Origin of the sequence: Escherichia sp. AM3 (assembly GCF_032029835.1) — a bacterium.
Taxonomy (GTDB): domain Bacteria; phylum Pseudomonadota; class Gammaproteobacteria; order Enterobacterales; family Enterobacteriaceae; genus Escherichia; species Escherichia coli.
The window spans coordinates 1-14,687 of record NZ_JAVUPQ010000038.1 but is presented as its reverse complement, the minus strand read 5'-3'; the positions used below and the strand labels follow the sequence as shown (position 1 = coordinate 14,687).

Genomic DNA, 14,687 nt, shown 5'->3' with positions numbered 1-14,687 from the left:
GGACATCGTAAAACTGTTACATTAATATGTCTATTAAATCGTAAATTTGTAATAATAGACATGAGTTGTCCGATATTCGATTTAAGGTACATTTTTATGCGACTTTTTGGTTACGCTCGGGTCTCAACCAGTCAGCAGTCTCTTGATCTTCAGGTCAGAGCACTCAAAGACGCAGGTGTGAAAGCAAACCGTATATTTACCGATAAGGCATCCGGCAGTTCAACAGACCGGGAAGGGCTGGATTTGCTGAGGATGAAGGTGGAGGAAGGTGATGTCATTCTGGTTAAGAAGCTCGACCGTCTTGGCCGCGACACTGCCGATATGATCCAACTGATAAAGGAATTTGACGCTCAGGGCGTGGCAGTCCGGTTCATTGATGACGGGATCAGTACCGACGGTGATATGGGGCAAATGGTGGTCACCATCCTGTCGGCTGTGGCACAGGCTGAACGCCGGAGGATCCTAGAACGCACGAATGAGGGCCGACAGGAAGCAAAGCTGAAAGGAATCAAATTTGGCCGCAGGCGTACCGTGGACAGGAACGTCGTGCTGACGCTTCATCAGAAGGGCACTGGTGCAACGGAAATTGCTCATCAGCTCAGTATTGCCCGCTCCACGGTTTATAAAATTCTTGAAGACGAAAGGGCCTCGTGATACGCCTATTTTTATAGGTTAATGTCATGATAATAATGGTTTCTTAGACGTCAGGTGGCACTTTTCGGGGAAATGTGCGCGGAACCCCTATTTGTTTATTTTTCTAAATACATTCAAATATGTATCCGCTCATGAGACAATAACCCTGGTAAATGCTTCAATAATATTGAAAAAGGAAGAGTATGAGTATTCAACATTTTCGTGTCGCCCTTATTCCCTTTTTTGCGGCATTTTGCCTTCCTGTTTTTGCTCACCCAGAAACGCTGGTGAAAGTAAAAGATGCTGAAGATCAGTTGGGTGCACGAGTGGGTTACATCGAACTGGATCTCAACAGCGGTAAGATCCTTGAGAGTTTTCGCCCCGAAGAACGTTTTCCAATGATGAGCACTTTTAAAGTTCTGCTATGTGGTGCGGTATTATCCCGTGTTGACGCCGGGCAAGAGCAACTCGGTCGCCGCATACACTATTCTCAGAATGACTTGGTTGAGTACTCACCAGTCACAGAAAAGCATCTTACGGATGGCATGACAGTAAGAGAATTATGCAGTGCTGCCATAACCATGAGTGATAACACTGCTGCCAACTTACTTCTGACAACGATCGGAGGACCGAAGGAGCTAACCGCTTTTTTGCACAACATGGGGGATCATGTAACTCGCCTTGATCGTTGGGAACCGGAGCTGAATGAAGCCATACCAAACGACGAGCGTGACACCACGATGCCTGCAGCAATGGCAACAACGTTGCGCAAACTATTAACTGGCGAACTACTTACTCTAGCTTCCCGGCAACAATTAATAGACTGGATGGAGGCGGATAAAGTTGCAGGACCACTTCTGCGCTCGGCCCTTCCGGCTGGCTGGTTTATTGCTGATAAATCTGGAGCCGGTGAGCGTGGGTCTCGCGGTATCATTGCAGCACTGGGGCCAGATGGTAAGCCCTCCCGTATCGTAGTTATCTACACGACGGGGAGTCAGGCAACTATGGATGAACGAAATAGACAGATCGCTGAGATAGGTGCCTCACTGATTAAGCATTGGTAACTGTCAGACCAAGTTTACTCATATATACTTTAGATTGATTTAAAACTTCATTTTTAATTTAAAAGGATCTAGGTGAAGATCCTTTTTGATAATCTCATGACCAAAATCCCTTAACGTGAGTTTTCGTTCCACTGAGCGTCAGACCCCCTGAACAATGTGACGGACTCAGAAGCCTTCCCGGGTCTTATCCGGCAGACTCACAGAAAAATCAGGGCAGCATCGGCAGACGGCGCTTACGACACCCGGCTCTGTCACGATGAACTGCGGCGTAAGAAAATCAGCGCGCTTATCCCTCCCCGAAAAGGTGCGGGTTACTGGCCCGGTGAATATGCAGACCGTAACCGTGCAGTGGCTAATCAGCGAATGACCGGGAGTAATGCGCGGTGGAAATGGACAACAGATTACAACCGTCGCTCGATAGCGGAAACGGCGATGTACCGGGTAAAACAGCTGTTCGGGGGTTCACTGACGCTGCGTGACTACGATGGTCAGGTTGCGGAGGCTATGGCCCTGGTACGAGCGCTGAACAAAATGACGAAAGCAGGTATGCCTGAAAGCGTGCGTATTGCCTGAAAACACAACCCGCTACGGGGGAGACTTACCCGAAATCTGATTTATTCAACAAAGCCCGTAGGCAATATTTCGATCGGCTTCATTGGCGAGGAGAGAAAGATACTCTTCCCGCGTCATAGACTGAGAAAAACGTCCGCACATGGTTACCTCCAGTGGCCAGACTTAAAGTATAGATAATGCCGCGTCAGCGGCATGGAGGCGCCAGCTGAAGTTGAATGGAGTACTGCGGGTAAATGGCGCCGTCGCCCGGCGCAGCCGGCTGCTGTTTTGACAGGTTCTGCCTCACCCACCCCCTTCCCTGCAAAGCTATACCCGCTAAAAACGGCTCAGATGCCTCTGTACGCGGTCGGAGTGGTCCCGGCAAGGCGACAGCCGCAGTCGGGGCGTATCTCCGCGTTAGCGGGCCGTTAGGGCCGCTTACGAGCGTGTATCCCAGAACTTACCGCGACACTACTCACAGAGATGACGAAGAGTAGTTACAACACCCATCATTAAAAGCGACACTACTCCCGGCCTTCGGCCGGGGGCGGCGGCGCTTTTCAGTGGTGGGGAGGGGCTCCTGGCTGGCAAACCGGCGCCGGTTTTATGATGAATTTTCATTTGAATGCTGTAACTAACTTGGTTCTCCGGTTGGGGCCCGTCGCGCAGCGATGGGAGCTCTCTCTAGCGCGCGCGGTATTCCTGCACCGTCTGGGTGAAATCAGGGATCGTAAACCGGAAAATCAGAGCTACCGCGCCAGTGGACTGACGCTGCTGACAGCAACTATCTCGCTGTGGAATACAGTGTATATGGAAAGAGCGGTCGATGCCCTGAAGCGTAAAGGGGTGAAGATCAACGAGCAACTGCTGTCACATTTGTCGCCGTTAGGCTGGGAGCATATCAATCTGACAGGCGATTACATCTGGAAAAACAACAGAATACCGGCCTCCGGTAAGTTTCGTCGGCTGAGGCCAGCTAAAGTAGAAAGGTCAAAAAACGACCTTAACGTACAATAATTTTCGATATCCAAACTGACCCCATAGAAACAGAAGCCACTGGAGCACCTCAAAAACACCATCATACACTAAATCAGTAAGTTGGCAGCATCACCGATACCCAACTGTAATAACAGATACTGAAATTAACATCATCTTAAATAGAACCCGTCATACGGGAGACGGCTTTGTTGAATAAATCGAACTTTTGCTGAGTTGAAGGATCAGAGCACGTATCTTCCCGACAACGCAGACCGTTCCGTGGCAAAGCAAAAGTTCAAAATCACCAACTGGCCCACCTACAATAAAGCCCTCATCAACCGTGGCTCCATAACTTTCTGGCTGGATGATGAAGCCATTCAGGCCTGGTATGAGTCGGCAACGCCTTCATCACGGGGAAGACCTCAGCGCTATTCTGATCTCGCCGTCACCACCGTTCTGGTCATTAAACGCGTGTTCAGGCTGACCCTGCGGGCTGCACAGGGTTTTATTGATTCCATTTTTACACTGATAAATGTTCCGTTGCGCTGCCCGGATTACACCAGTGTCAGCAAGCGCGCAAAGTCGGTTAATGTCAGTTTCAAAACGTTCACCCGAGGTGAAATCGCGCATCTGGTGATTGATTCCACCGGGCTGAAGGTCTTTGGTGAAGGCGAATGGAAAGTCAAAAAACACGGCAAAGAACGCCGTCGTATCTGGCGGAAGTTGCATCTGGCCGTTGACAGCAACACACATGAAATCATCTGTGCAGACCTGTCGCTGAACAACGTAACGGACTCAGAAGCCTTCCCGGGTCTTATCCGGCAGACTCACAGAAAAATCAGGGCAGCATCGGCAGATGGCGCTTACGACACCCGGCTCTGTCACGATGAACTGCGGCGTAAGAAAATCAGCGCCCTTATCCCACCCCGAAAAGGTGCGGGTTACTGGCCCGGTGAATATGCAGACCGTAACCGTGCAGTGGCTAATCAGCGAATGACCGGGAGTAATGCGCGGTGGAAATGGACAACAGATTACAACCGTCGCTCGATAGCGGAAACGGCGATGTACCGGGTAAAACAGCTGTTCGGAGGTTCACTGACACTGCGTGACTACGATGGTCAGGTTGCAGAGGCTATGGCCCTGGTACGAGCGCTGAACAAAATGACGAAAGCAGGTATGCCTGAAAGCGTGCGTATTGCCTGAAAACACAACCCGCTACGGGGGAGACTTACCCGAAATCTGATTTATTCAACAAAGCCACGGGAGACTCGCAGTTTGGACACTTTATGTTAATTGAAGACATAGGCATCAAAGACAAATAGGTCCAATACTCGCCATTCTTAATTAATCGTGTATTGCATGTACCACAGTGGGTATACACGGTAAAGTGTGTACACTCATTGCACCGATACCAACGCTTTTGATTATTTGAACTCATTGATTTCGTTACATCAACTACTTTTTCAGACCCACAAGAAACACAAAAATTCACCGCATGAGTATCATCCGATGCTCCTCGAAAAGATGTATTGTCTTCAATGCCGTACTGTAGAAACATCCCTAGCATACGTTGGATTTCATCAAGATAGCGTTGCGACTTCATTGGGTTTGCACATACTGCACCATAGTTTGTAGCTTGGCGTTGATGGCGTGCAGGTTCCCAATCAAACATGGATAGTTCGCCCAAATAACTGTCTTTCGCCCATTCCTGTGGAGAGACGACTTTCTCAACCGCATCTAACACGGGGTGAAGAACAAACACACTGTTCTCTTGGCATTCGCTATAATCTTTGCCGTTGTAAAGTTCATGGATAACCCCACCGATCCCACCTCTTTGCTTGAGATAGGCAGCAGAATAGTACTTTGCATCGACGACTAACCGCTTTGAAATCTGGTTACCACTTTTGGTAATCGCTTCTACATCCAAAACAAAATCAGGGCGCTTACCATTTGCTAAGAACGGTTCGTATTGCAGAGTGATAGCTCTTGAAACACTTGGGTTGAAAAACTGAATGCTGATTTGTTCTTCATTGCCTTGAATATTCGCAATCAATTTTCGTTTCCAGTTGTCCTCTGGCTGATAGCGGAATGCCTGAGTCAGCACTTTGATGATTTGCAGCAAACACCAGCGTTCATAAAGTAGTGGCATGTTGACTAACCCAATCGCTTCGATCTTCTCCAGCGAAAGCAAAATGTCCTCATCGGCCAAGCCAATCTGCTCTTTTAACTTTTTAAAACCCGAGTGAACCGCTTGATAGGCAGGGTTTTGCACAAAAGTCATAGAGTTAGGAAAGGTGCTTTTACTTTTGACTTTGCATTGACGCCATTCTTTTTCTATTTGCTGGAAAGGTTTCAGTTTTGGCTCAAGCGCTTTGTGTACGATTCCCACCTTTTCATGTTCAGTTGCGAAATAACCCAAGCGCTTATTGATGGTAGCACGTTCTTTTTCCTGTTCAGCGAGTTCATCTGTTGTCAGCTTCGCTTGCCAATCATTTTTACTTAGAGCAATGCCTTTATCACGCAATTTAGTGAAATTTTCTTGCTCTCTTTGAATAGAACGAGACTCTGGTAATACGCAAATTCGTGAGATGTATTCTGGATACAAGACCACCGCTTTTCCCCTTCTTAACGGTAAAGGGATCTTCGCTTCTATCTCATAGTCGCTATAAGCTTTAAACAAGCTGGCGTAATGATCTCTAGAATTAAAAATGGTATATCCATCTGGCTCAAACTGTTGCCAGTCATCATTTTGCGATAGTTTAATTTTAGCCCACCACTCATTCTCAGAGCCTGTTGCTTTTTCCAATCTTAGGTAACCTTTTTCAGAGTAACTTCGAGACAGATTAACGTTGATTTTCGCTAACTGTTCCGATAACTCGGCATTGATTACTTCTGTATCAAAGCGCTTTTTAAGTCGTTCTAAGTCTTTAACTACTAGGTCACGGTTGATAATACGATAGTCTTTTAAACTGTCTAAACGCTCATTGAGCTTTTCAATAGCCCCAGAAAAACGACTCTTTTTGCTCTCAGCCACCTTAACCAATTGCTTTACAATGCTCAGCGTGCTCGAAACCACATACAGCACATACTGGTTTTCTGGCACGTTGTAACTCGGCTCAGATGCGCGGCTCGTTAAATGCTTACGCGAACCTTTGGTACAAATCTCCATAAATGTACGTGGAACAGGACGTACTTCTTTTGCTGGCTTTAACGCTTGAATTTCTTTCAGTTCAACTTTGGGCTTTTTGAGGATGGTTTGTGCATTGCTAAGAATTGATGCGACTAATGACAGCGCTTCTTGGCCGATGGCTGCAACCTGTGAATTTTTAGCGTCGCCCGTGATATGACTATTCTCATCGAGGATCAGCTCCCACAGGTCCGCTTTAAAATCTGACAGGTAACGTGAAAGATCCGATTTGGTCTGTTCGGAGATATCAATATCAAGCTTTAGTGTCGAGTTACCAATAACAAACGTGATCTGACCAGCCGTTCGCCTCGCTTCACTGCGCCACACCCGTTGTTTTGCGTCCCAATGAGCAGGCTCAACCCACCACACAGCATTAGATGCGGGATCGGTTATCGACTCTAACTGCTTTCTATCACCATTAGGCATGACAATGTAAGGCGGAGACTGATCACCCTGCTTAGTTTTTATCGCAAGTTGAGCAAAACGTAGCTCATCGACCTTAGGGTAGATGGTGGTGTGTGCGGAAAATGCATTGTTCCCCGTCTGCTCAAGCTTTAGCGAGTACTCCGACTCGCTAACACTGACTAAGGTTTGCTTATCGTGCCATTTGGTCTCGATAAACTTGATAACGAATGGAGCTTCCATGATTACGCCCAGTAGTTCACAACGCCATCATTCGATTCAGCCGTTTTAACCAAACGCTCTACCGATTTGGTGCAAGAAAACTCCGCCGTTATCTCTGCTTGATTATCCAACAGCGACTCAAGGCGAGGCAAGAATACACGGCTAACAAGCTCAGCTTTACTGTAATCGCCTACTTGCTTATCACCATCAAATGTGAATTTTGGTAGCACCTTATGAACGATAAAGTTGTTGATGGCCAGAGACTTATTGTCGTTTACATCGCTAAACAAACTTACGTAGTTAAGCCCCTGTCGAATGGTACGCATACCAAACTCCACGCCAAGCGGATCAAAGACATCTCGGTTTAAGGTCGTAAACAACTCGCAGAATTCATTCGTACGTTCAAATTTCGGATAAGGGGTACGCTCACCAAGCTCTTCAATATCAAACACTAGCGGTAAAGTAACGTCGTCTAGCCCGTAAGAGTCAATCTCATCAAAAATCGCATCCCAGTCGGTCAGCAAAGGACTCTTAAACTTCATCACATGCGCGCGGTCAAGAATTTTTGGTGAGAGGTAATGGGTTGTTTCGTCGATGTTGATAGCACCAATAATTCTTACGTTCGCTGGAATCGTGATTGACGAAGGCGTGCCGAGAACACCTGCCAACATGCGTCTGATATCACCGTGGTATTTAATCAGTGAGTCTTTATCGCTAAAGCCAAACGCGCGCTTCATTTCAGCGTTAATTTCTTCATCTTGCATGAGCGCAACGAAGTCCACGATGCCATTTTTGCTGAACTTTTCTTGCGCGTTAGAAATGACAGAAACAACCCCTTTTAGCTCGGCAAGAACGTGTGCAGCTTCATCATCCGAGTAAAGTTGAATGGTCGGTTGCTCGTTACGCTCCTCTAGCTTAGAAAGAAAGTCGGCAAAGTAATATTCCACTCGGGCAAGGTTCATTTCGTCTAAACAGATGAAGTATGGGATATCTGGGTTTTGCTTAGCCTCGATCAATGCCTCAAGAAATGGTGTCACCAAATATTTCTTCTCTAGGGGATTGTAATAACCCAGCAAATCTTCTGAACTAGTCCAGTTAGGCTTGACCGGAATGATCTTCGATACCCCACCAATAGCCTTGGCAAACGACTGAACCAGGTTTGTTTTGCCTGAGCCTGAGTCCCCCGCCAGAATGATGAGATCATGGGTGCGAATAAGCGTTAGGAAGTTCTCGATAATATGGCGCGGGTACAAGATATCTCGTTCTTTTAGGTGCGCTTGAATGTATGAAACGGCATCACTGTAGTTAGAATCAAAAGCTTGCGAAAAAGAGATATGCTCGTCACGATCCTTATTAGACAAGGTGCTTCCAACAAAAAGGTCAAAATCGTCATCATCCAAAAACTCAAAGCTTTTTAGGAATCCAGCCTTACTTTCGACATAAGCTTTTAAGCGTTCAATTTTTTTAGACATTGTTTCTTCTGCCTTCTTTTGCAATGCGATTTTGTGTTGCCATTCAGAGTGTTCAACTTCCAGCTTTTGGGCTTTCGCAATTGCCTGAGAGAGAACGTTATTTTTTTGATTTAGGTCATCTTGGACATGTTGAAGCTGATCTTTATATGACGATATCTGAGCCTTCAATGAGGATTCTTCGCGCTCAAATTCTGCGTTAAGTGCAGTCACTTCGCTGTCAATTCTTGATTGAACGTTCTGTAAATGCTGCTTGTAAACAGCTTCATCAAGGAAGATGTTTTCATCACCTTTGATGATGTCATTCGCCGTATATTCAGGAAGTTTGATAAGTCGACGGACTGAACTTACTACCACATTGCATTCGAACGGGTTTTCATGTTTTTCGCGTTCAGATTGAGGCGCTAAAGCAAGCTCGCATGAGACAAAACTCCCATCTTCCAAGCCAAATAACTCTTCGACACTTTTGAAGGAAACAAAAACACCTTTGTCCATCGTCAAACGAACATTAATGGGATATTCAGTATCCAGTCCCGTTTGGAGGGATTTAATCTCTAAAAGACGGGTTGGGAGCTTTCTGCTATCGGAATCTGGGCCATTTAGAATCTTGCCCCAAACTGCCAGTTTTCCATTCGTAATCCCCCAACTCTCACAAAGGCATTGATAAAGCTCTTCATCAGAGAACCCTTTAACCTCTTCAAGATTGTAGATAACTTGTTCTAAGGCCATGATTTCTATTCAAAAAATAAATAAAGGGATTACCTAAGTGTTGCAAACTCAACACATCTACATCTAGAGAAAAACAGGTTTAGCTTTGCTTCTTATCTAGCATTTTTTAGCGAGATAATCGCCAACGAGCATTTCAATAAATTCTTTAAGCTCCTGATATTAAACACCATAAGTCTAATATGGCAACAGTTTCTATAATCGCGTTTCGCGAATCCGTGTGACCTGCCCCCAGGATTAGATACAACCGTCAGTTAGTAAGGTCGGTTTGTTTACCTTCACATTTTCCATTTCGCCACCGTGCTGCAAACTCTGATGGCGTCTGATAATTCAGTGCTGAATGTGGACGACACTCGTTATAATCCTGCCGCCAGTCATTAATGATTTTCCTTGCGTGAACGATATCGCTGAACCAGTGCTCATTCAGGCATTCATCGCGAAATCGTCCGTTAAAGCTCTCAATAAATCCGTTCTGCGTTGGCTTGCCCGGCTGGATTAAGCGCAACTCAACACCATGCTCAAAGGCCCATTGATCCAGTGCACGGCAAGTGAACTCCGGCCCCTGGTCAGTTCTTATCGTCGCCGGATACCCCAGCTTCGGCTTCGCGGAGAATACTGATGATCTGTTCGTCGGAAAAACGCTTCTTCATGGGGATGTCCTCATGTGGCTTATGAAGACATTACTAACATCGGGGTGTACTAATCAACGGGGAGCAGGTCATAGTCTATGGGCACACCACGTTTTACCCCTGAATTTAAGGAAGAAGCTGTCCGCCAAATCACCGAGCGGGGCTATTCCATCTGGCTTTGTTGAATAAATCAGATTTCGGGTAAGTCTCCCCCGTAGCGGGTTGTGTTTTCAGGCAATACGCACGCTTTCAGGCATACCTGCTTTCGTCATTTTGTTCAGCGCTCGTACCAGGGCCATAGCCTCCGCAACCTGACCATCGTAGTCACGCAGCGTCAGTGAACCCCCGAACAGCTGTTTTACCCGGTACATCGCCGTTTCCGCTATCGAGCGACGGTTGTAATCTGTTGTCCATTTCCACCGCGCATTACTCCCGGTCATTCGCTGATTAGCCACTGCACGGTTACGGTCTGCATATTCACCGGGCCAGTAACCCGCACCTTTTCGGGGAGGGATAAGCGCGCTGATTTTCTTACGCCGCAGTTCATCGTGACAGAGCCGGGTGTCGTAAGCGCCGTCTGCCGATGCTGCCCTGATTTTTCTGTGAGTCTGCCGGATAAGACCCGGGAAGGCTTCTGAGTCCGTCACATTGTTCAGCGACAGGTCTGCACAGATGATTTCATGTGTGTTGCTGTCAACTGCCAGATGCAACTTTCGCCATATACGACGGCGTTCCTGGCCATGCTTTTTGACTTTCCACTCGCCTTCACCAAAGACCTTCAGCCCGGTGGAATCAATCACCAGATGCGCGATTTCACCCCGGGTGAACGTTTTGAAACTGACGTTAACCGACTTTGCCCGCCTGCTGACACAGCTGTAATCCGGGCAGCGCAACGGAACATTCATCAGTGTAAAAATGGAATCAATAAAGCCCTGCGCAGCGCGCAGGGTCAGCCTGAATACGCGTTTAATGACCAGCACAGTCGTGATGGCAAGGTCAGAATAGCGCTGGGGCCTTCCCCGTGATGAAGGCGTTGCCGACTCATACCAGGCCTGAATCGCCCCATCATCCAGCCAGAAAGTGAGGGAGCCACGGTTGATGAGAGCTTTGTTGTAGGTGGACCAGTTGGTGATTCTGAACTTTTGCTTTGCCACGGAATGGTCTGTGTTGTCGGGAGGATGCGTGATCTGATCCTTCAACTCAGCAAAAGTTCGATTTATTCAACAAAGCCGCACGTACTTGCTATGATCATTTAGCTGGCGAAGTTGCCGTTAAGATCTATGATTCCCTTTGTCAACAGCAATGGATCACTGAAAATGGTTCAATGATCACATTAAGTGGTATTCAATATTTTCATGAAATGGGAATTGACGTTCCTTCCAAACATTCACGTAAAATCTGTTGTGCGTGTTTAGATTGGAGTGAACGCCGTTTCCATTTAGGTGGGTACGTTGGAGCCGCATTATTTTCGCTTTATGAATCTAAAGGGTGGTTAACTCGACATCTTGGTTACCGTGAAGTTACCATCACGGAAAAAGGTTATGCTGCTTTTAAGACCCACTTTCACATTTAAGTTGTTTTTCTAATCCGCATATGATCAATTCAAGGCCGAATAAGAAGGCTGGCTCTGCACCTTGGTGATCAAATAATTCGATAGCTTGTCGTAATAATGGCGGCATACTATCAGTAGTAGGTGTTTCCCTTTCTTCTTTAGCGACTTGATGCTCTTGATCTTCCAATACGCAACCTAAAGTAAAATGCCCCACAGCGCTGAGTGCATATAATGCATTCTCTAGTGAAAAACCTTGTTGGCATAAAAAGGCTAATTGATTTTCGAGAGTTTCATACTGTTTTTCTGTAGGCCGTGTACCTAAATGTACTTTTGCTCCATCGCGATGACTTAGTAAAGCACATCTAAAACTTTTAGCGTTATTACGTAAAAAATCTTGCCAGCTTTCCCCTTCTAAAGGGCAAAAGTGAGTATGGTGCCTATCTAACATCTCAATGGCTAAGGCGTCGAGCAAAGCCCGCTTATTTTTTACATGCCAATACAATGTAGGCTGCTCTACACCTAGCTTCTGGGCGAGTTTACGGGTTGTTAAACCTTCGATTCCGACCTCATTAAGCAGCTCTAATGCGCTGTTAATCACTTTACTTTTATCTAATCTAGACATCATTAATTCCTAATTTTTGTTGACACTCTATCATTGATAGAGTTATTTTACCACTCCCTATCAGTGATAGAGAAAAGTGAAATGAATAGTTCGACAAAGATCGCATTGGTAATTACGTTACTCGATGCCATGGGGATTGGCCTTATCATGCCAGTCTTGCCAACGTTATTACGTGAATTTATTGCTTCGGAAGATATCGCTAACCACTTTGGCGTATTGCTTGCACTTTATGCGTTAATGCAGGTTATCTTTGCTCCTTGGCTTGGAAAAATGTCTGACCGATTTGGTCGGCGCCCAGTGCTGTTGTTGTCATTAATAGGCGCATCGCTGGATTACTTATTGCTGGCTTTTTCAAGTGCGCTTTGGATGCTGTATTTAGGCCGTTTGCTTTCAGGGATCACAGGAGCTACTGGGGCTGTCGCGGCATCGGTCATTGCCGATACCACCTCAGCTTCTCAACGCGTGAAGTGGTTCGGTTGGTTAGGGGCAAGTTTTGGGCTTGGTTTAATAGCGGGGCCTATTATTGGTGGTTTTGCAGGAGAGATTTCACCGCATAGTCCCTTTTTTATCGCTGCGTTGCTAAATATTGTCGCTTTCCTTGTGGTTATGTTTTGGTTCCGTGAAACCAAAAATACACGTGATAATACAGATACCGAAGTAGGGGTTGAGACGCAATCGAATTCGGTATACATCACTTTATTTAAAACGATGCCCATTTTGTTGATTATTTATTTTTCAGCGCAATTGATAGGCCAAATTCCCGCAACGGTGTGGGTGCTATTTACCGAAAATCGTTTTGGATGGAATAGCATGATGGTTGGCTTTTCATTAGCGGGTCTTGGTCTTTTACACTCAGTATTCCAAGCCTTTGTGGCAGGAAGAATAGCCACTAAATGGGGCGAAAAAACGGCAGTACTGCTCGGATTTATTGCAGATAGTAGTGCATTTGCCTTTTTAGCGTTTATATCTGAAGGTTGGTTAGTTTTCCCTGTTTTAATTTTATTGGCTGGTGGTGGGATCGCTTTACCTGCATTACAGGGAGTGATGTCTATCCAAACAAAGAGTCATCAGCAAGGTGCTTTACAGGGATTATTGGTGAGCCTTACCAATGCAACCGGTGTTATTGGCCCATTACTGTTTGCTGTTATTTATAATCATTCACTACCAATTTGGGATGGCTGGATTTGGATTATTGGTTTAGCGTTTTACTGTATTATTATCCTGCTATCGATGACCTTCATGTTAACCCCTCAAGCTCAGGGGAGTAAACAGGAGACAAGTGCTTAGTTATTTCGTCACCAAATGATGTTATTCCGCGAAATATAATGACCCTCTTGATAACCCAAGAGGGCATTTTTTACGATAAAGAAGATTTAGCTTCAAATAAAACCTATCTATTTTATTTATCTTTCAAGCTCAATAAAAAGCCGCGGTAAATAGCAATAAATTGGCCTTTTTTATCGGCAAGCTCTTTTAGGTTTTTCGCATGTATTGCGATATGCATAAACCAGCCATTGAGTAAGTTTTTAAGCACATCATCATCATAAGCTTTAAGTTGGTTCTCTTGGATCAATTTGCTGACAATGGCGTTTACCTTACCAGTAATGTATTCAAGGCTAATTTTTTCAAGTTCATTCCAACCAATGATTGGCATCACTTCTTGGATAGGGATAAGGTTTTTATTATTATCAATAATATAATCAAGATAATGTTCAAATATACTTTCTAAGGCAGACCAACCATTTGTTAAATCAGTTTTTGTTGTGATGTAGGCATCAATCATAATTAATTGCTGCTTATAACAGGCACTGAGTAATTGTTTTTTATTTTTAAAGTGATGATAAAAGGCACCTTTGGTCACCAACGCTTTTCCCGAGATCTCATCTATTGAAACAGCTTGATAGCCTTTTTCAACAAACAATATTCGTGCTGAGTTAACCAGTGATTGATAGGTACTCTTAAAATTTTCTTGTTGATGATTTTTATTTTCCATGATAGATTTAAAATAACATACCGTCAGTATGTTTATGGTATCATGATGATGTGGTCGTGACAATCTTAAGAACATTTAGGTTATTTTATGTATATTGAACAGCATTCTCGCTATCAAAATAAAGCTAATAACATCCAATTAAGATATGATGATAAGCAGTTTCATACAACGGTTATCAAAGATGTTCTATTATGGATTGAACATAATTTAGATCAGTCTTTACTGCTTGATGATGTGGCGAATAAAGCGGGTTATACCAAGTGGTATTTTCAGCGGCTGTTCAAAAAAGTAACAGGGGTCACACTGGCTAGCTATATTCGTGCTCGTCGTTTGACGAAAGCGGCTGTTGAGTTGAGGTTGACGAAAAAAACTATCCTTGAGATCGCATTAAAATATCAATTTGATTCCCAACAATCTTTTACACGTCGATTTAAGTACATTTTTAAGGTTACACCAAGTTATTATCGGCGTAATAAATTATGGGAATTGGAGGCAATGCACTGAGAGATCCCCTCATAATTTCCCCAAAGCGTAACCATGTGTGAATAAATTTTGAGCTAGTAGGGTTGCAGCCACGAGTAAGTCTTCCCTTGTTATTGTGTAGCCAGAATGCCGCAAAACTTCCATGCCTAAGCGAACTGTTGAGAGTACGTTTCGA

General features: G+C 45.1%; 9 protein-coding genes and 7 pseudogenes. 8 read left to right on the top strand and 8 right to left on the bottom strand.

Features of this window, described 5'->3' with window-relative positions; all coding sequences use genetic code 11:
* Positions 1 to 96 precede the first annotated feature (96 nt).
* The 3 genes and pseudogenes from RTW80_RS14515 to RTW80_RS14505 all read left to right on the top strand — a co-directional run.
* Positions 97 to 654: a recombinase family protein gene (locus tag RTW80_RS14515; protein WP_001235713.1), complete on the top strand. Its 558-nt coding sequence runs from the start codon at positions 97 to 99 to the stop codon at positions 652 to 654.
* Between the two features lie 182 nt (positions 655 to 836).
* Entirely contained in the window at positions 837 to 1,697 is an 861-nt protein-coding gene (locus RTW80_RS14510) for a broad-spectrum class A beta-lactamase TEM-1 (RefSeq protein ID WP_000027057.1), read from the top strand.
* Between the two features lie 147 nt (positions 1,698 to 1,844).
* Positions 1,845 to 2,270, top strand: a pseudogene (locus tag RTW80_RS14505) (IS5-like element IS903 family transposase); the annotation flags it as partial.
* Between the two features lie 57 nt (positions 2,271 to 2,327).
* Here RTW80_RS14505 and RTW80_RS14500 read toward each other — a convergent pair.
* Positions 2,328 to 2,411, bottom strand: a pseudogene (locus tag RTW80_RS14500) (SOS response-associated peptidase); the annotation flags it as partial.
* A 519-nt stretch (positions 2,412 to 2,930) separates the two neighbouring features.
* Here RTW80_RS14500 and RTW80_RS14495 point away from each other — a divergent pair.
* Both RTW80_RS14495 and RTW80_RS14490 read left to right on the top strand, forming a co-directional pair.
* Positions 2,931 to 3,256 (top strand): annotated as a pseudogene (locus tag RTW80_RS14495) (Tn3 family transposase); the annotation flags it as partial.
* Between the two features lie 205 nt (positions 3,257 to 3,461).
* Positions 3,462 to 4,430, top strand: coding sequence for an IS5 family transposase (locus RTW80_RS14490; RefSeq protein ID WP_032494872.1), 969 nt, complete (start codon positions 3,462 to 3,464; stop codon positions 4,428 to 4,430).
* A 25-nt stretch (positions 4,431 to 4,455) separates the two neighbouring features.
* On the opposite strand, the gene RTW80_RS14485 is transcribed toward RTW80_RS14490, so the two are convergent.
* From RTW80_RS14485 to RTW80_RS14465, 4 genes and pseudogenes are all read right to left on the bottom strand, one after another.
* The gene (locus tag RTW80_RS14485) at positions 4,456 to 7,059 is read right to left on the bottom strand and encodes a nuclease domain-containing protein (protein WP_032494871.1); all 2,604 of its coding nucleotides are present in this window, start codon (positions 7,057 to 7,059) and stop codon (positions 4,456 to 4,458) included.
* Between the two features lie 2 nt (positions 7,060 to 7,061).
* Positions 7,062 to 9,236 (bottom strand): AAA family ATPase, encoded by a 2,175-nt coding sequence (locus tag RTW80_RS14480; RefSeq protein WP_032494870.1) that lies wholly within the window; start codon positions 9,234 to 9,236, stop codon positions 7,062 to 7,064.
* Positions 9,237 to 9,483: 247 nt separating this feature from the next.
* Positions 9,484 to 9,825: pseudogene (locus RTW80_RS14475) on the bottom strand (integrase core domain-containing protein); the annotation flags it as partial.
* Positions 9,826 to 10,092: 267 nt separating this feature from the next.
* The gene (locus tag RTW80_RS14465) at positions 10,093 to 11,061 is read right to left on the bottom strand and encodes an IS5-like element IS903 family transposase (protein WP_001348255.1); all 969 of its coding nucleotides are present in this window, start codon (positions 11,059 to 11,061) and stop codon (positions 10,093 to 10,095) included.
* 26 nt (positions 11,062 to 11,087) lie between these two features.
* On the opposite strand from RTW80_RS14465, the pseudogene RTW80_RS14460 reads away from it, so the two are divergent.
* Positions 11,088 to 11,435, top strand: a pseudogene (locus RTW80_RS14460) (transcriptional regulator); the annotation flags it as partial.
* On the opposite strand, the gene tetR(B) reads toward RTW80_RS14460, so the two are convergent.
* The gene (tetR(B), locus tag RTW80_RS14455) at positions 11,413 to 12,036 is read right to left on the bottom strand and encodes a tetracycline resistance transcriptional repressor TetR(B) (protein ID WP_000088605.1); all 624 of its coding nucleotides are present in this window, start codon (positions 12,034 to 12,036) and stop codon (positions 11,413 to 11,415) included. The pseudogene RTW80_RS14460 and the gene tetR(B) sit on opposite strands and share 23 nt — an antisense overlap.
* 81 nt (positions 12,037 to 12,117) lie before the next feature.
* On the opposite strand from tetR(B), the gene tet(B) reads away from it, so the two are divergent.
* The gene (gene tet(B) / locus RTW80_RS14450) at positions 12,118 to 13,323 is read left to right on the top strand and encodes a tetracycline efflux MFS transporter Tet(B) (RefSeq protein ID WP_001089068.1); all 1,206 of its coding nucleotides are present in this window, start codon (positions 12,118 to 12,120) and stop codon (positions 13,321 to 13,323) included.
* A gap of 112 nt (positions 13,324 to 13,435) precedes the next feature.
* Here the strand turns inward: tet(B) and tetC are convergent, their stop codons facing one another.
* The gene (gene tetC / locus RTW80_RS14445) at positions 13,436 to 14,029 is read right to left on the bottom strand and encodes a tetracyline resistance-associated transcriptional repressor TetC (protein WP_000428546.1); all 594 of its coding nucleotides are present in this window, start codon (positions 14,027 to 14,029) and stop codon (positions 13,436 to 13,438) included.
* Positions 14,030 to 14,116: 87 nt separating this feature from the next.
* Here tetC and RTW80_RS14440 point away from each other — a divergent pair.
* Positions 14,117 to 14,512 (top strand): annotated as a pseudogene (locus tag RTW80_RS14440) (helix-turn-helix domain-containing protein); the annotation flags it as partial.
* Positions 14,513 to 14,542: 30 nt separating this feature from the next.
* Here the strand turns inward: RTW80_RS14440 and RTW80_RS14435 are convergent.
* A pseudogene (locus RTW80_RS14435) lies at positions 14,543 to 14,687 on the bottom strand (IS4 family transposase); the annotation flags it as partial.